Origin of the sequence: Bordetella genomosp. 10 (assembly GCF_002261225.1) — a bacterium.
Taxonomy (GTDB): Bacteria; Pseudomonadota; Gammaproteobacteria; order Burkholderiales; family Burkholderiaceae_B; genus Bordetella_C.
The window spans coordinates 156776-179488 of record NZ_NEVM01000002.1; the positions used below are offsets into that span (position 1 = coordinate 156776).

Sequence of the window (22713 nt, forward strand, 5' to 3'; positions counted from 1 at the left end):
GGGTTATCTAAAAAACGTGAAGAAATTGTGAAGTTCTCCGTCGAGTCCAGCCATGAAAATTACCGATCCCGCCATTGAATCGCTCGCTACCGCCAAAACCTTGCTGCTCGACCCCTGGGGATTGAGCGAGGCCGATATGGCGCGCGCGTTGGGAGAAATATTCACCCATAAGGTGGATTACGCCGATCTTTATTTCCAATACACGCGCAGCGAAGGCTGGAGCCTGGAAGAGGGAATCGTGAAAACCGGCAGTTTTTCCATCGGGCAAGGCGTGGGCGTGCGCGCCATCAGCGGCGAGAAAACCGCCTTTGCCTATTCCGATACGCTGTCGCCGGAGGCGCTGCTGTCCTCGGCGCGCACCGTGCGCAGCATCGCCCGCCAGGGCGCCGGCAAGGCGCGCGTCACCGCGCCGGCCGATCCCGGGCCCGGACGCGGCCTGTATCCGGCCATCGATCCCTTGCTGACCCTGGGCGCGCCGGAGAAGGTGGCGCTGCTGGAGCGCGTGGAGCGGATGGCGCGCGCCCGCGACCCGCACGTGATCCAGGTCATGGCCGGCCTGGGCGCCGAGTACGACGTGATCCTGGTCGCCGGCAGCGATGGCCGGCTGGCCGCGGACGTGCGTCCGCTGGTGCGCCTGTCGCTGACGGTGATCGCCGAACGCGACGGTCGGCGCGAAATGGGGCATGCGGGCGGCGGCGGCCGCTCCGGCCTGGCGTATTTCACGGACGACATCCTGCGCGGCTACGTCGAGCACGCGGTGCACGAGGCCCTGGTGAACCTGGACGCGCGCCCGGCGCCGGCCGGCGAGATGACGGTGGTGCTGGGCTCGGGCTGGCCGGGCATCCTCCTGCACGAAGCGGTCGGCCACGGCCTGGAAGGGGATTTCAACCGCAAGGGTTCGAGCGTGTTTTCCGGCCGCATCGGCGAGCGCGTGGCCGCCAAGGGCGTGACGGTGATCGACGACGGCACGATACCGGACCGCCGCGGTTCGCTGAACGTCGACGACGAAGGCAATACCACGCAGCGCAACGTCCTGATCGAGGACGGCATCCTGCGCGGGTATATGCAGGACACGATGAACGCCCGCCTGATGAAGACCGCCGCCACCGGCAACGGCCGGCGCGAATCGTTCGCGCATCTGCCCATGCCGCGCATGACCAATACCTACATGCTGGCGGGGGCCACCCCGCCCGAGGAAATCGTCGCGTCGGTCAAGCGCGGCCTGTACGCCGTCAATTTCGGCGGCGGCCAGGTGGACATCACCAGCGGCAAATTCGTTTTCTCCGCCTCCGAGGCCTACATGATCGAGAACGGCAAGGTGACCTATCCGGTCAAGGGCGCGACGCTGATCGGCAACGGGCCGGACGCCATGACCAAGGTCAGCCTGATCGGCAACGACCTGCGGCTGGATTCCGGCGTCGGCACCTGCGGCAAGGAAGGGCAGAGCGTGCCGGTGGGCGTGGGGATGCCGACGGTGCGGATGGAAGGGCTGACGGTGGGCGGCACGGCCTAGGCCGGGCTGGCTTGCCGGCCGGCGTGGCCGGGCTCCGTGTCCGGCGGCCGGCTTGTCCGATCGGCGGCGCGCGGCTTGTGCCGCCGTGGCCGTCCCGGGTTTCTCGGGGCGGCTTTCATTTTTTCAGGGCGGCTTTCATGTTGCAAGAATTTGTGCTATGGTTCCAGCCCATGAATACCGCGATCCATTCCGTCGGCGCCGGCCGATTTTATTTTTTTGGCTTTCCGATGCCGCTGGCGGAGGAAGGATTGCGCGCATACTGAAGTCTGCACAGAATCCCCCCAAAAAAGCCGCCAGCGAACTGGCGGCTTTTTTTGTGTCCGCCAGCCTGGCCCCTCACCCCAGGAAGGAAATACCCGTGTCTCACAATACCGACGATCTTCGAATCCGCGAAATCAAGGAACTGACTCCGCCCGCGCACGTGATGCGTGAATTCTCGTGTACCCAGGCCGTGTCGGCGGTGGTGCACGATACCCGCCAGGCGCTGCATCGCATCCTGCACGGCATGGACGACCGGCTGGCGGTGGTGATCGGCCCGTGCTCCATCCATGACACCAAGGCGGCGCTGGAATACGCGGACAGGCTGAAGGCCGTGCGGGAAAGGCTGAAGGCGGATCTCGAGATCGTCATGCGCGTGTACTTCGAGAAGCCGCGCACCACGGTGGGCTGGAAAGGGCTGATCAACGATCCCGACCTGGACGGCAGCTTCAACATCAACAAGGGCGTGCGCATCGCGCGCGAACTGCTGCTGGAAATCAACAGCCGCGGCGTGCCGGCCGGCTGCGAATTCCTCGACATGATCACGCCGCAGTACATCGCCGACCTGGTGTCGTGGGGCGCCATCGGCGCGCGCACGACGGAAAGCCAGGTGCACCGCGAACTGGCGTCGGGCCTTTCCTGCCCGGTCGGTTTCAAGAACGGCACCGACGGCAACATCAAGATCGCGGTGGATGCCATCAAGGCGGCTTCGCAACCGCACCATTTCCTGTCGGTGACCAAGGGCGGTCATTCGGCCATCGTCTCGACTGCCGGCAACGAGGATTGCCACGTCATCCTGCGCGGCGGCAAGGCGCCGAACTACGACGCGGCCAGCGTCGAGGCTGCCTGCCAGGACCTGGCGAAGGCGGGCCTGGCGCAGCGCCTGATGATAGACACCAGCCACGCCAACAGCAGCAAGAAGCCGGAAAACCAGCCCATGGTGGCCGACGACATCGCGCGCCAGATGGAGGCGGGCGATACGCGCATCGTCGGCCTGATGGTGGAAAGCCATCTGCTGGCGGGGCGCCAGGACCTGGTGCCGGGACAGGCGCTCACCTACGGGCAGAGCATCACCGACGGCTGCATCGACTGGGACTCCTCGGTGCAGTTGCTGGAGCGCCTGGCGGCCGCCGTGCGCGAACGCCGCCGCAATAGCTCGGCCTCTGGAAAATAAGGCCCCCGTACCGCGCGGAGCGCGGCCCCCCAGGGGGGCGCCCTTTCTGGCGGGCTTAAAATGGGATTTTGCGGGGCCGCGCGAGGCGGCGCCGGTCCTATTCTTCAGGAATGCCATGAACGCTCCCCTGCACGCCGATACCTTGCGTCGTCCGATTCCCGCCGCCTGTCTGGACGAGCTGCGGGCGTTGTTCGGCGATCGTTTGTCCGTCGCGCAAGCGGTGCGCGAGCATCATGGGCATGACGAGTCGCCGTATCCGGACATCCTGCCCGACGCCGTGGCGTTCGCCCTGAGCACGGAGGAAGTCGCCGCCTTCGCGCGCATCTGCAATCAATACCGCGTGCCGGTCGTTCCCTACGGCGCGGGTTCTTCGCTGGAAGGGCATCTGCTGCCGGTGCAGGGCGGCATCACGCTGGATCTGTCGCGCATGAACGCGGTGTTGACGCTGAACGCCGAGGATTTCACCGTCACCGTGCAGGCCGGCGTGACGCGCAAGCAGCTCAACGAGGAAATCCGCGACACCGGCCTGTTCTTCCCGGTGGACCCGGGCGCCGACGCCAGCCTGGGCGGCATGGCGGCGACGCGGGCGTCCGGCACGAACGCCGTGCGCTACGGCACGATGCGGGAGAACGTGCTGTCGCTGACCGTCGTCACCGCCGACGGCCGCATCGTGCGCACGGCGCGCCGCGCGCCCAAGTCCTCGGCCGGCTACGACCTGACGCGCATCTTCGTCGGCAGCGAGGGCACCCTGGGCATCATCACCGAGGTGACGGTCAAGCTGTATCCGCAACCCGAAGCGGTGTCGGCGGCGGTCTGCAATTTCTCGACCCTGGGCGACGCCGTCGACAGCGTCATCGAGATCATGCAGATGGGCATCCCGGTCGCGCGCGTGGAGTTCATGGACGAACATGCGGTGCGCTCGGTCAACCTGCACAGCAAGCTCAGCCTGCGGGAAACGCCGCTGCTGGTCTTCGAATTCCATGGCAGCGCCGCCGCCGTGCAGGAGCATGCCCAGGCCGTGCAGGACATCGTGCGCGAACACGGCGCCATGGACTTCGACTGGGCCGAGCGTCCCGAAGACCGCAGCCGCCTGTGGGCCGCGCGCCACAATGCCTACTTCGCCGGCCTGCAACTGCGTCCCGGCTGCCGCGCCAGCACCACCGACGTCTGCGTGCCCATCTCGGCCCTGGCCGACTGCGTGCGCGAAACCGCGCGCGACCTGGCCGACGCGCCGTTCCCTTTCACCATCGTCGGCCACGTGGGCGACGGCAACTTCCACGTCCTGATGCTGCTGGACCCGGACAGCGCCGAGGAATGGCAGGCGTCCGAGCGCATCAACCACGCCCTCGTGCGCCGCGCCATCGCCGCCGACGGCACCTGCACCGGCGAGCATGGCGTCGGCCTGCACAAGATGCAGTTCCTCGAAGAGGAACACGGCGCCGACGCGCTGGCCCTGATGCGCAGCCTCAAGCACGCCTTCGATCCGAACAATATTCTCAACCCCGGCAAGATCTTCGCCTGGTAGCCGGCCTCGCCCGCCGCGGGCCCGGGAAAGTAACCTTGGGCACTACGTGGTCAATCCCCCGGGTAAATCCCGGCCTGTGCGAATCCATCCCTCGCGCTATTGTTCTCCACCATGGATAACAAGGCAGAGACAGACCTCACGGACGCCCAAAGCGCGCCGCCCGCCGCGACCGATCTGGTCGCGGCCCTGCAGGCCGTCCTGCCGCCTCATTGCATCCTGTTCCGCGAAGAGGACACGCGTCCGTTCGAGTGCGACGGCCTCTCGCTCTACCGCGCCTTGCCCGCCGTCGTCTGCCTGCCCGAGACCGAGGCCCAGATCCAGGCGGTCATGCGCATCTGCCGCAAGCTCAACGCCCCCGTCGTGCCGCGCGGCGCCGGCACCGGCTTGTCCGGCGGCGCCATGCCGCATCCGCAAGGCGTTCTGCTGGGGCTGTCCAAGCTCAACCGCATCAAGCGCATCGACCGCGACAGCGCGACCGCCGTGGTCGAGCCCGGCGTGCGCAACCTGGCGATTTCCGAAGCCGCCGCCCCCTACGGCCTGTACTACGCGCCCGACCCGTCCAGCCAGATCGCCTGCTCGATAGGCGGCAACGTCGCCGAGAATTCCGGCGGCGTGCGCTGCATGAAGTACGGCCTCACCGTCCACAACATCCTGCGCGTGCGCGTGGTCACCATAGACGGCGATATCGTCGAGCTCGGCTCGGAGGCGCCCGACGCGCCCGGCCTGGACCTGCTGGCGGTATTCATCGGTTCGGAAGGCATGCTGGGCGTCGTCACCGAGATCACCGTCAAGCTGCTGCCCAAGCCCGCCTGCGCCCAGGTGCTGCTGGCCAGCTTCAACAGCGCCGAGGCGGCCGGCCACGCGGTGACCCGGATCATCGGCGCCGGCATCATTCCCGCGGGCCTGGAAATGATGGACCGCCAGGCGATCCACATGGTGGAGCCCTTCGTGCAGGCCGGCTACGACATGGACGCGCAGGCCATCCTGCTGTGCGAGTCCGACGGCACGCGCGAGGAAGTCGATCACGAAGTCGAACGCATGGAGGCCGTGCTGGGCGCCGCCGGCGCCACGCGCCTGCAGGTATCCACGTCCGAGCCCGAGCGCCTGCGCTTCTGGGCCGGGCGCAAGAACGCCTTCCCGGCGGCGGGCCGCGTCTCGCCGGACTATTACTGCATGGACGGCACCATCCCGCGCCGCCACCTGGCGCGCGTGTTGACGGCCATCGAACAGATGGAAGACGAGTTCGGCCTGCGCTGCGCGAACGTGTTCCATGCCGGCGACGGCAATTTGCATCCCTTGATTCTTTTCGACTCGAACAAGCCGGAAGAGACCGAGCGCGCCGACAAGTTCGGCGTGGCGATACTCGAACTGTGCGTACAGGTAGGAGGCACCGTGACTGGAGAGCACGGCGTGGGCATGGAGAAAATCAATCAAATGTGCGTGCAGTTCTCGCGCGAGGAACTCGACACCTTCCTGGCGGTCAAGCGGGCCTTCGATCCGCGTTGCCTGCTGAACCCTCAAAAAGTGATACCGACGCTGGCGCGCTGCGCGGAGTACGGCAAGATGCACGTGCACGGCGGCGAACTGCGTTTCCCCGATCTTTCGCGCTTTTGAACCCGGGCCCTTCATGGAATTCGTCCTGTCGGAGTTGTGCGACCAGGTCATGACGGCGCACGCCGGGCACAAGCCCGTGTTCATCACGGGCGGCGGCAGCAAGGCCTTCTATGGCAATCACCGGCCCCTGCGGCCGCAGGATGGCCATTGCCTGCTCGACGTCAGCGCCTATCACGGCATCGTCAACTACCAGCCTTCCGAACTGGTGGTCACCGCGCGGGCGGGCACGCCCTTGAAGGACCTGGAGGCGGCCTTGGCCGAACGCGGCCAGATGCTGGCCTTCGAGCCGCCGCACTACGGGCGCGGCGCCACGGTGGGCGGCTGCGTGGCGACCGGCCTGTCGGGGCCGCGCCGCATGGCCGCGGGCGCCGTGCGCGATTTCGTGCTGGGCGCGCGCCTGCTCGACGCGCAGGGTCGCGTGCTGGGTTTCGGCGGCGAGGTGATGAAGAACGTCGCGGGCTACGACGTATCGCGCCTGCTGGCCGGTTCCCAAGGCATTTTCGGCGCCATCCTGGAGGTGTCGCTGAAGGTGGTGCCGCGGCCGATGGAGGAATCGACCTTGTGCCTGGAGGCCGACGAGGCGCAGGCCCTGGCCTGGTTCGCGCGCTGGCGCGGCGAGCCCATGCCGATATCGGCCACGGCCTGGCTGCCGGTGCCCGGGCTGCCCGGCCAGTTGTGGGTGCGCCTGTCCGGCGCGCCGCCGGCGATCGCCTCGGCGCGCGCGCGCATCGGCGGCGAAACCGTCGATGCCGGGCGGGCGGCGGATCACTGGGCCTCCCTGCGCGAGCAGACCCATCCTTTCTTCGACCGCGGGCACGGCCTGTGGCGCCTGGCGCTGCCGCCCGCCACGCCGCCGCTGGGCCTGGGTCCGACCCTGATCGAATGGGGCGGCGGCCAGCGCTGGCTGTGCGCGGGCGCGAACGGCGATGCGGCGGCGCTGCGCGCGGCCGCGCGGGCCCGCGGCGGGCACGCCACGCTGTTCCGGCCGGCGCGCCAGGAGGACGTTCCCGCCGACGGCGTCTTCCATCCACTGGAGCCGGGCGTGGCCCAGCTCACGCGCCGCCTGAAGCAGGAATTCGATCCCTTGGGCCTGTTCAATCCGGGCCGGCTGATCCTGGAGCTATGACGCATCATGCAGACGCAAATCGCCTCGTGGGCGCGCGACACCGATTTCGGCCGGGAGGCCGACGCCATCCTCCGGCGCTGCGTGCATTGCGGATTCTGCACCGCCACGTGTCCCACCTACCAGGTGCTGGGCGACGAGCTGGACAGCCCGCGCGGCCGCATCTACCTGATCAAGCAGATGCTGGAGGGCGCCGAGCCGGGGCCGTCGACGCAGACCCACCTGGACCGCTGCCTGACCTGCCGCAATTGCGAGACCACCTGTCCTTCGGGCGTGCAATACGGCCACCTGCTGGACATCGGCCGCGACCTGGTCGAACAGCGCGTGCCGCGTCCCTGGCGGCAGCGGCTCAAGCGGGCCCTGCTGCGCAAGGGCCTGAATTCACCGCTGTTCGCGCCGGCCTTGCGGCTGGGACAGGCGGTGCGCGGGATATTGCCGGCGGCCCTGCGGCGCAAGGTGCCTCAGCGCCGCAAGGCCGGCGCGCTGCCCGACACGCGGGGCCACGCGCGCCAGGTGCTGCTGCTGGCGGGCTGCGTGCAGCCGGCGCTGATGCCCGGCATCGACGCGGCCACGGTGCGCGTGCTCGACGCCATCGGCATCGGCGCGAGGCTGGGCGTGGGCGGCTGCTGCGGCGCCGTGAATTTCCACCTGGACGACCAGGCCGCCGCGCTGCGGCAGATGCGCGCCAATATCGACGCCTGGTGGCCGGCGGTGCGCGACGGCGAGGTCGAGGCCATCGTGATGAACGCGTCGGGCTGCGGCGCCATGGTCAAGGAGTACGCGCACCATCTGCGCCACGATGCCCAGTACGCGGAACGCGCGGCGCGCATCGTGGCGGTCGTGCGCGACGTGTCGGAGATCGTCGCCCCGCATGCGGCGGAGCTGCGCGCGCGGCTGGCCGCCGTCCCGCGCGCGGCGGAGGAGGGCGATCCGCACGCGCCCGTGCGCGCGGCCTTCCATCCGCCCTGCACGCTGCAGCACTGGCAGGCGCTGCGGCCGAAGACGGAGGCCTTGCTGGCCGACCTGGGCTACGAGTTGCAGCCGTTCAACGAGCAGCACCTCTGCTGCGGTTCGGCGGGCGCCTATTCCGTGCTGAACCCCGGGATCTCGCTGTCCTTGCGCGACCGCAAGCTGGCGGCCATCGCGCCGGCGCGGCCGGACATCATCCTGTCCTCCAACGTCGGCTGCATCGGCCATCTGCAAAGCGGCACGGACACGCCGGTGCGGCACTGGATCGAATCGCTGGACGAACGGCTGGCGCGCGCGCCGAAGCCGGCCGCGGCGCCCTGAGCGCCGCGGGGCGGGCAAGGCCGCGGCGTCACTCCACGGCCTTGCCCATGTCCTCGATCACTTTCCTGGCGTCGCCGAAGACCATCATCGTGCGGTCCATGTAGAACAGCTCGTTGTCCAGCCCGGCGTAGCCGGCCGCCATGGAGCGCTTGTTGACGATCACCGTGCGCGCCTTGTAGACCTCCAGGATGGGCATGCCGGCGATCGGCGATTGCGGATCGTTCTTGGCCGCCGGGTTGACCACGTCGTTGGCGCCGAGCACCAGCACCACGTCGGTCTGGCCGAACTCGCCGTTGATCTCGTCCATTTCGAACACCTGGTCGTAGGGCACCTCGGCCTCGGCCAGCAGCACGTTCATGTGTCCCGGCATGCGGCCGGCCACCGGGTGGATGGCGTATTTCACCGAGACGCCCCGGTCGGTCAGCCGGTCCGTGAGATCCTTGAGCGCATGCTGGGCGCGCGCCACCGCCAGGCCGTAGCCGGGCACGATGATCAGCGTCTCGGCGTTCTCCAGCATGAAGGCGGCGTCTTCCGCGCTGCCCGATTTCACGCTGCGCTGCGGCGTCGCGCCGGCGGTCTCGGCGCCGCCCCCGCCGTTGCCGAATCCGCCCAGCAGCACGTTGAAGAAGGAGCGGTTCATCGCCTTGCACATGATGTAGGAAAGGATCGCGCCCGACGATCCCACCAGCGAGCCCGCGATGATCAGCATGGGGTTGTCCAGCGAGAAGCCGATGCCGGCGGCCGCCCAGCCCGAATAGCTATTGAGCATGGACACCACCACCGGCATGTCGGCGCCGCCGATGGGGATGATGATCAGCACGCCCAGGATGAAGGCGATGACCAGCATCACGACGAAAGGCGTCCACGCGCCGCCCCCCGGGCTGGTGACGAACCAGACGCCGTAGGCCAGCATGGCCAGCGCCAGCAGCAGGTTCAGCGCGTGCTGGCCGCGGAACACCACCGGCGCGCCCTGGAACAGGCGGAACTTGTATTTGCCGGACAGCTTGCCGAAGGCGATGACCGAACCGGAGAACGTGATGGCGCCGACGAAGGAGCCGATGAAGATCTCGATGCGGTTGCCCAGCGGCAGGCCGCCGCCCGGCGCGGCGATGCCGAAGGCATGCGGTTCGGCGACCACGGCCACGGCGATGGCCACGGCGGCCAGGCCTATCATGCTGTGCATGAAGGCCACCAGTTCGGGCATCTTCGTCATCTCCACGCGCAGGGCCATGACGGTGCCCGCGCTGCCGCCGATCAGCAGGCCCAGCAGGACCCAGCCCAGGCCCGGGACGGCCGCGCCCGGACGCGCCAGGCCGGCGATCAGCGCCGCCGTGGTGAGCACCGCCAGCGCCATGCCGACGATGCCGAAGGCATTGCCGATGCGCGAGGTGTTGGGATGGGACAGGCCCTTGAGCGCCTGGATGAAGCAGACCGAGGCCAGCAGGTAGAGCAGGGTGACCAGGTTCAGGGAGATCATTGCCCGTCTCCCTTGGCGCGGTTCGCGGCCGGACGTTCCTTCTTCTTGAACATCTGCAGCATGCGGCGCGTGACCAGGAAGCCGCCGAAGACGTTGACGGCGGCCAGGGCCACGGCCAGCACGCCCATGGCGCGCGCCAGGCCGCCTTCGGTCAGCGCCGCCGCCAGCATCGCGCCGACGATGATGATGGCCGAAATCGCGTTGGTCACGGCCATCAGCGGGGTATGCAGGGCCGGCGTCACGTTCCATACCACGTGGTAGCCCACGTAGACGGCCAGCACGAAGATGATGAGATTGATCAGGGTGGGGCTGATGGTGTCCATTCACGCGCTCCGCAAAACGTTGCCGCCTTCGCAGACCAGGCAGGCCGCGACGATTTCATCCTCGCGCTGGATCGCCAGCGCGCCGTCCTTGGCCGTGATGAGCTTGAGGAAATCGAGCAGGTTGCGCGCATAGAGCGCCGAGGCGTCGGTAGGCAGCAGGGCGGGCAGGTTGGACAGCCCGACCAGGATGACGCCGTGCTTTTCGACGACGCGGTCCTTTTCCGTGAGCGGGCAGTTGCCGCCGCGCTCGACGGCCAGGTCGACCACCACCGAGCCCGGCTTCATGGCCTGCACGGTTTCCGCGGCGATCAGGGTGGGCGCGGGCCGGCCGGGGATGAGCGCGGTAGTGACGACGATGTCGGCCTGGCGGCAGCGTTCCGAGACCAGGGCCGCCTGGCGCGCCATCCAGGACGCCGGCATGGGCCGCGCGTAGCCGCCCGTGCCCTGGGCGATCTCGCGTTCCTCGTCGGTTTCGAAGGGGACGTCGATGAACTTGGCGCCCAGCGATTCCACCTGCTCGCGCGCGGCGGGGCGCACGTCGGAAGCTTCCACCACCGCGCCCAGGCGCCGCGCCGTCGCGATGGCCTGCAGGCCGGCGACGCCCGCGCCCAGGATCACGGCGCGCGCGGCCTTCAGCGTGCCGGCGGCGGTCATCATCATGGGAAAGATGCGGCCGTAGTGGTGGGCGGCCAGCAGCACCGCCTTGTAGCCGGCCAGGTTGGCCTGCGAGGACAGCACGTCCAGGCTTTGCGCCCGCGAGATGCGCGGCGCGGCCTCCAGCGCGAAGCCCGTGACGCCGGTGGCGGCCAGGGCCGCCAGGCCGGCGGCGTCGTAGGGGTCCAGCATGCCGGCCAGCACCGCGCCCGGCTTGAGCAGGCCCAGTTCGGGGCCCGCCGGCGCGCGCACCTTGAGCACCAGTTCCGCGCCCAGCGCCTGCGCCGCCGATCCCAGGCCGGCGCCCACCGCCGTGTAGGCCTCGTCGGGGTAGCGGGCCGCCGTCCCGGCGCCGGATTCGACGCAGACGGCATGCCCGGCGGTCACGTACTTCTTCACCGTTTCCGGTGTTGCAGCAACGCGAGTTTCTCCCGGCAGGGTCTCGCGTGGAACTCCGACTCTCATGGATTCTCCAGGAAGTGCCCCTTTGCCGCGCGGCGCGCGGACCCCTCGAAGGGGCGGTTTTCGTTCTCAGGTGATACCGTGAAGCTGTGTCGCCGGGTGACATGATGCCGTGTTTGGCGGACTTTGTGGGGGTTATCGGGGGGCGGGCGGGGCCCGGGCGCTAAAATGCCCGCTTGACGGCAGCCGCGCCGATGGCGCGCGCCGCCCCTGTCCTTTCCGTGGTTTTTCCCGCTATTTCCGCTATTTCCCTATGTCGCATTCCTCCTCCAAGGGCCGTGTCGTCGTCGGCATGTCCGGCGGCGTCGATTCCTCGGTGACCGCCTGGCTGCTGAAGCAGCAAGGCTATGACGTCGTCGGCCTGTTCATGAAGAACTGGGAGGACGACGACGATTCCGAATACTGTTCGACGCGCCAGGACTGGCTGGATGCCGCCAGCGTGGCGGACCTGATCGGCGTGGACATCGAGGCGGTCAATTTCGCGGCCGAATACAAGGACCGCGTGTTCGCCGACTTCCTGCGCGAATATTCGGCTGGGCGCACGCCCAATCCCGACGTCCTGTGCAATGCCGAGATCAAGTTCAAGGCCTTCCTCGACCACGCCATGAACCTGGGCGCCGAACGCATCGCCACCGGCCACTACGCGCGGGTGCGCCGCGTCGACGAGGCCGGCGGCCCGCGCTACGAACTCCTCAAGGCCCTGGACGCCAGCAAGGACCAGAGCTATTTCCTGCACCGCCTGAACCAGGCGCAACTGGCGCGCACGCTGTTCCCGCTGGGCGAGATTCCCAAGACCGAGGTGCGCCGCATCGCCCACGAAATCGGCCTGCACAACGCCGCCAAGAAGGACTCCACCGGCATCTGCTTCATCGGCGAGCGGCCCTTCCGCGAATTCCTCAACCGCTATCTGCCCACCGCGCCGGGTCCCATCCTGACGCCGGAGGGCAAGCGCGTCGGCACGCACCAGGGCCTGTCGTTCTATACGCTGGGCCAGCGCAAGGGCCTGGGCGTGGGCGGGATCAAGGGGGCGCAGCGCGACGACGGCACGTCCGACGCCTGGTATTCGGCGCGCAAGGACCTGGCGGGGAACACGTTGTATGTGGTGCAGGGGCATGACCACCCCTGGCTGCTGTCGCGGACGCTGACCGCGCAAGACGCAAGCTGGGTGGCCGGCGCGCCGCCCGCGGCCGGCGGGTACGGCGCCAAGACCCGCTATCGCCAGAGCGATGCGGCCTGCACGCTGCGCGACGCCGCGGGCGAGACCTTCGCGCTGGATTTCGAACAGGCGCAGTGGGCGGTCACGCCGGGGCAGTCGGCGGTGCTGTACGACGGCGACGTCTGCCTGGGAGGCGGCATCATCGCCTAGCCGGATTCCGGATTCAGGCGGCGGGCGGCGCCGTGTCGGTGAACGAGGCGCGCGTCATCAGCTTCTCGTACAGGCGCGACAGGTTGGCGTGGCCCGCGCGCCAGTCGATATCGGCGAAACGCAGGTCCAGGTAGCCCAGGGCACAGCCCACGGCGACGTCGGCCAGGCTGTAGTTGATGCCCATGCAATAGGCGTGTTCGCCCAGGCTCTTGTCCATGGCGTCCAGGCTGGCGTGGATCTTGGCGTATTGGCGGCTGATCCAGTCGGGGCTTTGCTGCGCTTCCGGGCGCTGCTTTTCCTTGACGATGGCCACGCAGGCGTCCAGCACGCCGTCGGCGATGGCTTCCCAGCACTTGACGGCGGCGCGGTCGCGGCCGGATTGCGGAATCAGCCGGGCAACCGGCGACAGGGTGTCCAGGTATTCGACGATCACGCGCGAATCGAACAGCGCGCCGCCGTCTTCCATGACCAGGCAGGGCACCTTGCCGAGCGGGTTGTATTGCTGGATCTTGGTGTCGGGCGACCAGACGTTCTCGACATCCATCCGGTAATCGAGTTTTTTCTCCGCCATGACAACACGCACTTTACGTACGTAAGGGCTGGTATAAGAACCGATAAGTTTCATGGTGTCATTGTCATAGTCGGAAAGCGGCCGCAGTATAGCAGGATGCCGCGGTATCGATGGAGAGCGCGCGTGCGCCGGCGCGCCGCGCGGGCGCGGAAATCCCGGATGATAAAATCGCCCCGCTTTTCAACGGTTTCCTCTCTTTCAGCCCTATCCCATGCATATCGCTCCCGCCCTCAGCCAACTCAACGCTCTTTCGCCGCTCGACGGCCGCTATGCCTCGCGCGGCGACGCCTTGCGCGGCCTGTTGTCGGAGGCGGGCTTCATGGCGCACCGCGTCGAAGTCGAAGTGGCCTGGCTGGTGGCGCTGTCCGACGCCGGCCTGCCCGAACTGCCCCGTTTTTCCGACGAGGCGCGCGCCCGGCTGACGCAACTGGTGGCCGATTTCAACGAGGCCGACGCCGCGCGCATCAAGGAAATCGAGCGTGTCACCAACCATGACGTCAAGGCAGTGGAATACTGGCTGAAAGAAAAGGTGGCGGATCACGTCGAACTCTCCAGCGCCGCGGAGTTCATCCATTTCGCGTGCACCTCGGAAGATATCAATAACACCTCGCATGCGCTCATGTTGTCGCGCGCATGCAACAACGTGGTGCTCCCGACGCTGAAGAAAGTCGCCGCCAAGCTGGTCGCGCTGGCCCAGGCCAATGCCGCCCAGCCCATGCTGTCGCGCACGCACGGCCAGCCGGCCAGCCCCACCACGCTGGGCAAGGAATTCGCCAACGTGGCGGCCCGCCTGCTGCGCGCCATCGACGCCGTCGCCGCCGTGCAGCCGCTGGCCAAGCTCAACGGCGCCACCGGCAACTACAACGCGCACCTGTCGGCCTATCCGGAAATCGATTGGCCGGCTTTCAGCGAGCGCGTCCTCAATGGCCTGGGGCTGACGCAGAACCGTCACACCATCCAGATCGAACCGCATGACTGGATGGCGGCGCTGTTCGACGCCGTGGCGCGCGCCAACGTCATCATCCTGGACCTGGACCGCGACGTCTGGGGCTACGTTTCCCTGGGCTACTTCAAGCAGCGCCTGAAGGAAGGCGAGGTGGGCTCCTCGACCATGCCGCACAAGGTCAATCCCATCGACTTCGAGAACTCCGAAGGCAACCTGGGCCTGGCCAACGCCACGCTGCGCCATCTGTCGGACAAGCTGCCGGTGTCCCGCTGGCAGCGCGACCTGACCGATTCGACGGTGCTGCGCAACCTCGGCGTGGCCTTCGGCTATTGCATGGTGGCCTGGGATGCCTGCCTGCGCGGCCTGGACAAGCTGGAGGTCAATACGGCCGCCATCGACGCGGATATCGACGCCGCCTGGGAAGTGCTGGCCGAGCCGGTGCAGACGGTCATGCGCCGCTATGGCCTGCCGCAGCCGTACGAACAGCTCAAGGCGCTGACCCGCGGCAAGGGCATCACGGAAAGCGCGCTGCGCGAGTTCATCCAGGGCCTGGCGCTGCCCGAGGAACCCAAGGCGCGGCTGCTGGCCATGACGCCGCGCTCCTACGTCGGCCTGGCGGTCGAACTCGCCCGCGCCGTCTGACGGGAGCGGGCGGCGGCCGCCGGCGAGCCCGGCGGCCGGCAATCGAGGCCCGGCGCCCTTGCATGCGCCTTTGCGCGCTTGCAGCTTGCAGGTTGAACGCCCCTCATGCGGGGCGTTTTGCTTTGTGGCGGGCATGCGGGGAGGGCGCCTGCCCGCCGTGGGAAAAATCGGGTTACTTGCCTCGCGCGTTTTGTATCTATTTCCCGCACCCCAAATTCGATCGAAAAGAGGCCGGCCGCCCGCGCCTGCGCCCGCGGGCTGGCCTGCTTCATAGGGAAAAGGAACTTCCGCCACGCCTTTCGATGGGTCAGGCACGCTGCTTGCTGAAGGAGGGCATCCACGGCAAACACGAAACGTAATGGAAGTTTTTGCAAAAAATTCGAATGGGTGGGGGGCCACCTTGCTGGTCGATCCGGCGGAGAACGGGAAATACAACTGGCGAATCCTGGTGGAAGACCGGCGCTGCGCGCCGCCGTCGGTCCGTTTCATCGTCTCGCCCGTGTGTTTCGCATCCGTCGGGGAAAGTATCGACGATGGCAGGGCCGTGCTGGAAATCCTGTCGCCCGACGATTTGACCTGATTTATGCATTCCCGTTTTTTCCGTCTTCTTTTCGCTGCGGACGGAGGCGAGCTGCCGCTTCCGTTTATATCTACCTCAATACATGGAGAATAATATGAGTGCCATGATGTGCCTGCCTTGCCAGAGCATTGCCGTTGCGACTTCCGGGTTGCAAGCCCATCCCAGCCTGGTGCACGAGGGCTTTGTCCGGCCCACGGAGAAGCACCGCGAAAACCACCGCGAGGACCGTTATCGCTGCTCCTGCTGCCATACGCAGTGGGTGCGCGAAACCGACCGCTGGGGCATGGATATGGGGTTTCGCCTGGCCCCGGTGCAAACGGGCGCGCGGCCGAATTTCATATATACGGAAACCCCGGCGCGCATGGCGGAAAAGCGTATTTACCAGGTGCCGGCGGGCTGAGGGGAATGATGCGTATGGATTAAATCCCGGTTGAATGGCGGGCGGCATGAAAGGACTGCGACGCAGTATGCCGCCATCGCCGCGCCGGGTTGCAGGGGAAGAAAAAAGCCACGCGATGCGTGGCTTTTTTGCCGCCGGGCCGCCTCCAGGAAAAGCGCCCTGGAGGCGACACGCGGCATAAGCCGCGCGGCGTGGATGGGTTTGTTTCCGAAGGGAAGGCGATTACCGCGCGGCGGTCAGATCACGTGAAAAAGCCAGAGCAGGATAATGACGGGAATGGGAATGCCCAATAGCCAAAGCAGAATGCCGCGCATGTCGGTCTCCTTATGCAATGCCGGTCGGTAATGACCGGCTCGTCCGGCAATAGGCAAGGCGCGTGCCCGTCCCTTCCGCGGCCTCAATGCAGGCCGGCGTCCTGCCCGTCGCGCAGGCCCAGCACGGCGAGCGCGGCCGCATAGGCGGCATCGTCGGCGCACAGGAACACGGCGATGTCGTGGGGATTGATGTTGTCCAGCACGTCGGCCACCTGGCTCTCGGCGCTCTCCGCGTCGGTCACGGCGGTGGCGTGTATTTCGCCGCCGGCCTCCACTTCCTCGGGTGGAACGATATGCGCGATTGCATTCAAATCCGGCGCGCTGATCACCGCATAGGCGCGGATGGGCTCGCCGTCGAGCGTGGTGTGCAGGGCCATGCCGCCGACGATGTCCTGGCGGCGGGTACTGATGATTTCCATGAGTTCACCTGGGTAAGTTTCGGGTATCCCGCGATGCGCCGCCTGAAAAACAGGCTGCGTTACCGCGGGATGTAGTGACATATTCATCAAAGGTGCCGTAATAAGCGGCTCTAGGTGCAACGCTCAGTAAGTGTGACCGTTAGTTTGCAGGCGGTTGTAGCATCCAGTTTCAATTAAAGCGATTTTCCACTAAAATGTTTTTGACTTAAATCCCCGACCGATTCATAGTGTCGTCGAGGTTTTCAAGCGTGCGGTATCTGTACAGTTGTCGAGTTCTTCGCGGTCTCCCCATTGTCCCGTCCCTTGCTTGAATGCGCTCCTATCCCGGGCTTCTGATCGCCCATTTATGCAAGGAAACGACGGTATGGAAGAAACCGGCATCGTTAAGTGGTTCAACTCTGAAAAGGGTTATGGCTTCATCACCCCGGACGCGGGTGGCAAGGACTTGTTCGCGCACTTCTCCGAAATCCAGGGCTCGGGCTTCCGCTCGCTGGAAGAGAACCAGCGCGTGAGCTACGTTGTCGCCAACGGCCCCAAGGGTCCGCAAGCTACCAAGATTCAGCCGCAATAAGCTGCTGATGACTAGCCTCGGCGGCCTTGCCGGCTGCTGAAGGGTGGGAAGCCCCGCAATTGCTGGGGCTTTTTTATTGCCCGCCGTCCGCGCGCGGACCGCGCTGGCCATACGGCCAGCCTCCGCCATCGCTGCTTTTTTACAACGCCGCGACCGGTCACGTTACGCTTACCGCCTAGTCTATCCCGTCAGCCCGGGCGCCAGCCCCCGGCTCGGTCATAATGAGAAAAATTCATGGGATTGGAGCATAGGTCGTGATGAGCATGACGGGCACGCTTGGAGCGGCCTTGAGCACGGGGATATGGGGCTTGATCGCCGGAACGGTGCTGGCCTGGCTGACCGAGGCCTGGCTGCGCCGCCATGCCTGGCCCCGCCAGCTCCTGTGGGTGGGGCGGCTCGTCATCGTGGGCGCCGTCGTCCTGTTTCCCCAGGGATTGCGCCTGTGGTTCCCCGGCCCCTTGGTGAACCAGTACCTGCCCCATACGCTGACCAATATGGAACTGCGCCTGCTGGTGAAAATCGCCTTCGGCGCCTCGGTCCTGGGGATACTGCTGGCGGCTTTCTACGATCCGGGCGCCAAATAGAATTACGCCGAAGACGTCACGCCGAGATAATGTCTTTAGTCGAATACAAATAATACTTTGGTAGTGAACGGCGCGTTTCCATACGTAAATTCAGCGCTCCCCGGATAATCGGGAAATACCTCCGCCATGCGTGGCCGCGCGCCGGGGAAACCGCGCTTTCAGGATTTCGGGCGATTTTGAAAGGTCCATAATACGGACACGGTATTTTCGGATGACGGCGTCTCCGCGGCGTCATCCGGAAACCGGGCAGGCCAGCGCGTTCAGGCAGCCAGCCTGAATACGCCGACCTGGGCCACCAGGCGCGATGCCTGTTCCTGCAACGACTGCGCCGCGGCGGCGGCCTGTTCGACCAGGGCGGCGTTCTGTTGCGTGACCTGGTCCATCTGGGCCACGGCCTGGCCCACCTGCTCGATGCCCTGGTGCTGTTCCGCCGACGCCGCCGTGATCTCTCCCATCAAATCGGTGACCCGGCGCACGGCCGCGACGACGTCGTTGATCGTGCCGCCCGCCTCGTTGACCTGGGCCTCGCCGGCCTGCACGCGGCTGACCGACTCGTCGATCAATTCCTTGATTTCCCTGGCCGCGGAGGCCGAGCGCTGCGCCAGCGTGCGCACCTCGGTGGCCACGACGGCGAATCCCTTGCCCTGTTCGCCCGCCCGCGCCGCCTCGACGGCCGCGTTCAAGGCAAGGATGTTGGTCTGGAAGGCGATGCCTTCGATGGTGCCGATGATGTCGGCGACCCTCGACGAACTGTCCGAGATCTCGCGCATGGTGTGCACCACGCGGCCGATCGCCTCGCCGCTGCGTGTTGCCACGCCCGACGCGTCCATCGCCAAGGCATTTCCCTGCCTGGCGCTCTCGGCGTTCTGGCGCACCGTCGCCGTCAGTTCTTCCATGCTCGCGGCGGTTTGCTCCAGCGAGGCGGCCTGTTCCTCGGTGCGGGCGCTGAGGTCGGTATTGCCCGCGGCGATCTGGCTGGTCGCCGTGGCGATCATGTCCGAGCCCTGGCGCACGTCGTCGACGATGTGGCGCAGGCTTTCGTTCATGTCGCGCAGGGCGCCCAGCAACTGGCCCATCTCGTCGCGCCGCTTGACCTCGATGCGTTGCGTGAGGTCGCCCTGCGACACCTTCACGGCGACGCCGACCGCTTCCCTGATCGGCGCGGTGATGGAGCGCGTAATCCAGAAGGCGAGCGCCGCGCCCAGCAATATCACCAGGCCGCTGACGGCAAGCAACTGCTTTAGCGCGGTGGCGATGGTCTGCGTCGTTTCTTCTCCACGCTGCGCGAACAGCTCGCCTTGCAGGCCCACCAGCTTATCGATGTGCGCGATGGCCGCGTCCAGGCGCGGCATCGTTTCGCTCTGGGCGAGCCGCCGGGCCTCGTCCATCTTGCCGGCCTTCACCAGCTCGCCCACGGCGGTGAAGGATTCCACGTACTTGGTGCGCGCGGTCTTGAAGCCGGCGAGAAAGGATTTTCCGTCGGCGGTATAGAGCAGCCCCTCCAGTGTCTGGATGAGGTTGTCGATGCTCTGTTTGTTCCTGGCGATCCGGGCAAGCGCGTCGTCGCGCGCGGCGGCATCGGTGAAAACGAGCAATTCCAGCGTTCTCCTGGCATTGGAGCGCATCAAGGCGCTGATCTTGGCGCCGGCGTCCGCCTTGGGCCATTCCTTGTTGACGATCGAACCGTTGAGTTGCCCGATGCGCGACAGGTACGAGGTTGCGAGCATGACCAGCACGACCGATAGCGCCAGGATGACGCCGAAGCTGATTGCCAGCCTGATCCCGATCTTCAGATTTTCGATTTTCACTTTCCTGCCTTATCAACTGTTTCTTTGAGTTTTTGCGCGCGCGTCCGGCGGCGACGAACAAGCGGCGAGCCTTCGCTTGCGGGCGTCGACGCAACGCGGCGGTAGATCTTATATCCGGCGAGGATGGGGCTATCTGATCCATATCAAGCGTTATCGATCCGCTATTTCGGCGATTGGGCAGGTGATAGGACAAGTGATGGGACAGGGCGGCCCAGTGGTTGACATAATTGCTCCAGGCAATAAATAATTTGCCTAAAGCAACTAATTGAGGAGACAGACATGACCGACCGAATGGCAAGCCGGGCCGACGCCGTCAGGCGCTTCAACCGCTTCTACACCCGCCAGATAGGCGTGCTTCATGAGCATTTGCTGGACAGCGAGTTTTCGCTGACGGAGGTGCGCATCCTGTATGAGCTCGCGCATCGGCCGTCGCTCGCCAGCACCGACCTGTGCCATGAGCTCGGCCTCAACGCGGGTTATGTGAGCCGGGTGATTTCCCGGTTCGAGCGCAAGGGGCTGATTGCCAAGACGCGTTCGCCGGCCGATGCGCGCGTCGCGCGGCTGGAACTCACGGACGCGGGACGGGAGATGTTCGCGCCCTTGAACGAGGGCGCGCGCCGCGAGGTCATGGCCATGCTGGAGCGCTTGCCGGAGGCCGCCCAGCAATCGTTGATCGATGCGATGGCCCGGATCCAGGCGGTGCTCGGCGAGCCCTCGGCAAGCTATCTCTTGCGCGGCCCGCAAGCGGGCGACATGGGCTGGATCATCCACCGGCAGGCCGTGCTCTATGCACAGGAATACGGCTGGAACAACGAATACGAAGCGCTGGTCGCCGAAATCACGGCCAGATTCGTGCGCGAGTTCGATCCTGCTTGCGAGCGCTGCTGGATCGCGGAAAAGGACGGCCAGGTCGTCGGATCGGTATTCATCGTGCGCCAGGACGAGACCACCGCGAAGCTGCGTCTGCTCTACGTCGATCCCTGCGCCCGCGGCCTCGGCATCGGCGGCCGCCTGGTGGAGGAATGCCTGCGCTTCGCCCGCCAGGCCGGCTACCGGAAGATGGTCCTATGGACCAACAGCGTGCTGACCGCGGCGCGCCGGATCTACGACAAGGCCGGATTCCGCCTGGTGGAGGAGGCGCCGCACCATAGTTTCGGCCAGGACCTCGTCGGCCAGGTCCTGGCCCGCGACCTGTGAGCGCGCGGGCGCTCGTCCATACGCGCGGATTGCCATACGGCGGAAAGTTATAGATAATCAGGAATAATTTCTATTATCATTTAGTGTTCGTGTGCGTCCGGAATCGAGGCGTGGGGCGGGGAAATGGCTTTGAATACTGCGGACTATGCGTCCTCTCCGACCGTCGAGACGCTCTATGGCGACCATCATGCCTGGCTGCTGGGGTGGCTCGCCCGGCGCCTGGGCGATGCGGCGGACGCCGCGGATCTTGCGCACGATGCGTTCGTGCGGCTGCTCGTGAAGCCGTGCCGCTTCGACAGCGTGCCGGCGGCCCGAAGCTACCTGCGCACCATGGCGGGAGGCCTGTGCGTGGACCTCTGGCGGCGGCGCGGCATCGAGCAAGCGTGGCTCGATACCCTCGCGGCCCAGCCCGAGGCGGTGGCGCCCTCGGTCGAGCACCAGTCCATCGTGCTCGAAGCGTTGTACGAGATCGATACCCTGTTGCGCAGCCTGCCGCCCAAGGTGGCGCAGGCCTTCGTCATGGCCGCGGCCTGCGGCATGACTTACCCGGAGGTCGCCAAGGAACTGGGCGTGTCGGTGCGCATGGTCGCCAAGTACGTGGCCAGGGCGACGCTGCACTGCCTGCATCTGGAGCTGGGGCAGACGGCGGAAACGGCTGCCGGCGGCGAGCCGATGCCATCCGGCTGCGACCCGCTTTCCGTCGCTCGCTGACGGCGCGGCCCGCGCTGCTGCTTTAACCTGCCGCTCTCGCCGTGAACACCACCACGTCCCTCGATCCGCCCGCGTCCAGGCCTTCGCACCAGGCGCTGAAGCAGGCCGCCGACTGGTTCGCGCTGCTGCTGTCGGGCGAGGCCACCGCCGCCGAGCGCCGCCGCTGGGAGGACTGGCTCTCGGCCTCGGAGGAGCACGGGCAGGCCTGGGCCTACATCGAAAACCTCAGCCAGCGGCTCGCGCCCATCAAGACCAGCCAGGAATCGCGCCTCGCCGCGTCCGCCTACCGGCAGTCCAGCAGCAAGCTCGGCCGGCGGCGCCAGGCGCTGCTGGTCATCGCCGGCGTGGCCGGCACGGGCGTCCTGGGCTGGGCATCGTGGCGCCATACGCCGCTGCCCGGCATGACGGCGGCCTGGCTGGCCGACTACCGCACCGGCACCGGCGAGATCCGGGCGGTGCGCCTGGCGGACGGCACGCATGTCTGGCTCAACGCCGAAAGCGCGTTCAACCAGGACTACCAGCCGAGCCAGCGCCTGCTGCATCTGGTGCGGGGGGGAAATCCTCATCGACACCGCCCAGGACCCGCGGCAGCGGCCTTTCTACGTCGATACCGCCCATGGCCGGCTGCGCGCCCTGGGCACGCGCTTCGACGTGCGGCAGGGCGCTGGCGCGCAGACCCGGCTCGCCGTCTACGAGGGGGCGGTCGAGGTGCATACGCGGGCGGGCGCCACCGCCATCGTTCGCGCCGGCAGCCAGGTGCGCTACGACGCGGACGGCGTATCCGCCGCCGCGCCCGCCGATCTCGCGCGGGAAGCCTGGACCCGGGGCGTGCTCATCGCCCAGAACGTGCCGCTGGCCGACGTGGTGGACGAGCTGCGCCGGCACTACCGGGGCTACCTGAACCTGGCGCCCGAGGCGGCCGGGCTGCGGGTCTTCGGCAGCTATCCCGCCAACGATCCCGACCAGGCGCTGGCCATGCTGGAAAGCGTCATGCCCATCCGGGTGCGCCGTCCCTTGCCGTGGTGGGTCAGCATCGAGGCCAGGAAGCCGTCCGCGACGGGCCGCTGAAGCCGGCGGCGCCGCCCACGCATGGGCGAACAGGCGAACGGGCGAACGAACAAGCGCACAGGCGCACAGGCGCACAGGCGCACAGGCGAACAGGCGAACAGGCGAACAGGCGAACAGGCGAAC

21 protein-coding genes and 1 pseudogene are annotated in these 22713 nt (G+C 66.9%); 16 read left to right on the forward strand and 6 right to left on the reverse strand.

Annotation, left to right across the window (positions count from 1 at the left end; translation table 11 throughout):
- Positions 1–52 precede the first annotated feature (52 nt).
- From tldD to glcF, 6 genes are all read left to right on the forward strand, one after another.
- On the forward strand, positions 53–1513 hold the full coding sequence (gene tldD / locus CAL29_RS10150) for a metalloprotease TldD (RefSeq protein ID WP_094852932.1): 1461 nt from the start codon (positions 53–55) through the stop codon (positions 1511–1513).
- A gap of 358 nt (positions 1514–1871) precedes the next feature.
- Entirely contained in the window at positions 1872–2945 is a 1074-nt protein-coding gene (gene aroG / locus CAL29_RS10155) for a 3-deoxy-7-phosphoheptulonate synthase AroG (protein ID WP_094852933.1), read from the forward strand.
- 115 nt (positions 2946–3060) lie between these two features.
- On the forward strand, positions 3061–4470 hold the full coding sequence (locus CAL29_RS10160; RefSeq protein WP_094852934.1) for an FAD-binding oxidoreductase: 1410 nt from the start codon (positions 3061–3063) through the stop codon (positions 4468–4470).
- 111 nt (positions 4471–4581) lie between these two features.
- Entirely contained in the window at positions 4582–6084 is a 1503-nt protein-coding gene (locus tag CAL29_RS10165; RefSeq protein WP_094854004.1) for an FAD-linked oxidase C-terminal domain-containing protein, read from the forward strand.
- 13 nt (positions 6085–6097) lie between these two features.
- A complete protein-coding gene (gene glcE, locus CAL29_RS10170; protein ID WP_094852935.1) occupies positions 6098–7210 on the forward strand; it encodes a glycolate oxidase subunit GlcE in 1113 nt (370 codons plus the stop codon).
- A 6-nt stretch (positions 7211–7216) separates the two neighbouring features.
- Positions 7217–8497: a glycolate oxidase subunit GlcF gene (gene glcF, locus CAL29_RS10175; RefSeq protein ID WP_094852936.1), complete on the forward strand. Its 1281-nt coding sequence runs from the start codon at positions 7217–7219 to the stop codon at positions 8495–8497.
- Positions 8498–8525: 28 nt separating this feature from the next.
- On the opposite strand, the gene CAL29_RS10180 is transcribed toward glcF, so the two are convergent.
- The 3 genes from CAL29_RS10180 to CAL29_RS10190 are packed head-to-tail and all read right to left on the reverse strand — an operon-like array spanning position 8526 to position 11416.
- The gene (locus CAL29_RS10180; protein ID WP_094852937.1) at positions 8526–9974 is read right to left on the reverse strand and encodes an NAD(P)(+) transhydrogenase (Re/Si-specific) subunit beta; all 1449 of its coding nucleotides are present in this window, start codon (positions 9972–9974) and stop codon (positions 8526–8528) included.
- Positions 9971–10297, reverse strand: a complete 327-nt coding sequence (locus tag CAL29_RS10185) for an NAD(P) transhydrogenase subunit alpha (protein ID WP_094852938.1) — start codon at positions 10295–10297, stop codon at positions 9971–9973. Before CAL29_RS10185 ends, CAL29_RS10180 begins: the two co-directional genes overlap by 4 nt.
- Complete coding sequence (locus CAL29_RS10190) at positions 10298–11416, reverse strand: Re/Si-specific NAD(P)(+) transhydrogenase subunit alpha (protein WP_094852939.1); 1119 nt, start codon at positions 11414–11416, stop codon at positions 10298–10300.
- A gap of 250 nt (positions 11417–11666) precedes the next feature.
- Here CAL29_RS10190 and mnmA point away from each other — a divergent pair, with 250 nt between their 5' ends.
- Positions 11667–12779 (forward strand): tRNA 2-thiouridine(34) synthase MnmA, encoded by a 1113-nt coding sequence (gene mnmA, locus CAL29_RS10195; protein ID WP_094852940.1) that lies wholly within the window; start codon positions 11667–11669, stop codon positions 12777–12779.
- 13 nt (positions 12780–12792) lie between these two features.
- Here the strand turns inward: mnmA and CAL29_RS10200 are convergent, their stop codons facing one another.
- Positions 12793–13404: a glutathione S-transferase gene (locus tag CAL29_RS10200; RefSeq protein ID WP_094852941.1), complete on the reverse strand. Its 612-nt coding sequence runs from the start codon at positions 13402–13404 to the stop codon at positions 12793–12795.
- A 157-nt stretch (positions 13405–13561) separates the two neighbouring features.
- On the opposite strand from CAL29_RS10200, the gene purB reads away from it, so the two are divergent.
- The 3 genes from purB (at position 13562) to CAL29_RS10215 (ending at position 15918) form a co-directional block, all read left to right on the forward strand.
- The gene (gene purB / locus CAL29_RS10205; protein WP_094852942.1) at positions 13562–14938 is read left to right on the forward strand and encodes an adenylosuccinate lyase; all 1377 of its coding nucleotides are present in this window, start codon (positions 13562–13564) and stop codon (positions 14936–14938) included.
- 400 nt (positions 14939–15338) lie between these two features.
- On the forward strand, positions 15339–15518 hold the full coding sequence (locus CAL29_RS10210) for a hypothetical protein (RefSeq protein WP_143277651.1): 180 nt from the start codon (positions 15339–15341) through the stop codon (positions 15516–15518).
- 94 nt (positions 15519–15612) lie between these two features.
- A complete protein-coding gene (locus CAL29_RS10215; RefSeq protein WP_256977333.1) occupies positions 15613–15918 on the forward strand; it encodes a hypothetical protein in 306 nt (101 codons plus the stop codon).
- Positions 15919–16315: 397 nt separating this feature from the next.
- Here CAL29_RS10215 and CAL29_RS10220 read toward each other — a convergent pair whose 3' ends face one another.
- Complete coding sequence (locus CAL29_RS10220; RefSeq protein ID WP_094852944.1) at positions 16316–16651, reverse strand: hypothetical protein; 336 nt, start codon at positions 16649–16651, stop codon at positions 16316–16318.
- A 364-nt stretch (positions 16652–17015) separates the two neighbouring features.
- Between CAL29_RS10220 and CAL29_RS10225 the strand changes: the two genes are divergently transcribed.
- Entirely contained in the window at positions 17016–17222 is a 207-nt protein-coding gene (locus CAL29_RS10225) for a cold-shock protein (RefSeq protein WP_179283975.1), read from the forward strand.
- Between the two features lie 254 nt (positions 17223–17476).
- A complete protein-coding gene (locus tag CAL29_RS10230) occupies positions 17477–17806 on the forward strand; it encodes a hypothetical protein (protein ID WP_143277652.1) in 330 nt (109 codons plus the stop codon).
- A gap of 260 nt (positions 17807–18066) precedes the next feature.
- On the opposite strand, the gene CAL29_RS10235 is transcribed toward CAL29_RS10230, so the two are convergent.
- Complete coding sequence (locus CAL29_RS10235; protein WP_094852947.1) at positions 18067–19614, reverse strand: methyl-accepting chemotaxis protein; 1548 nt, start codon at positions 19612–19614, stop codon at positions 18067–18069.
- A 279-nt stretch (positions 19615–19893) separates the two neighbouring features.
- Between CAL29_RS10235 and CAL29_RS10240 the strand changes: the two genes are divergently transcribed.
- From CAL29_RS10240 to CAL29_RS32185, 4 genes and pseudogenes are all read left to right on the forward strand, one after another.
- Positions 19894–20811, forward strand: a complete 918-nt coding sequence (locus CAL29_RS10240; RefSeq protein ID WP_094852948.1) for a bifunctional helix-turn-helix transcriptional regulator/GNAT family N-acetyltransferase — start codon at positions 19894–19896, stop codon at positions 20809–20811.
- 123 nt (positions 20812–20934) lie between these two features.
- On the forward strand, positions 20935–21522 hold the full coding sequence (locus tag CAL29_RS10245; RefSeq protein WP_179283976.1) for a sigma-70 family RNA polymerase sigma factor: 588 nt from the start codon (positions 20935–20937) through the stop codon (positions 21520–21522).
- 41 nt (positions 21523–21563) lie between these two features.
- Positions 21564–22010 (forward strand): annotated as a pseudogene (locus tag CAL29_RS32180) (DUF4880 domain-containing protein); the annotation flags it as partial.
- On the forward strand, positions 22000–22590 hold the full coding sequence (locus tag CAL29_RS32185) for a FecR family protein (protein ID WP_306430682.1): 591 nt from the start codon (positions 22000–22002) through the stop codon (positions 22588–22590). The pseudogene CAL29_RS32180 and the gene CAL29_RS32185, both read left to right, overlap by 11 nt.
- The last annotated feature ends 123 nt before the right edge of the window (positions 22591–22713 follow it).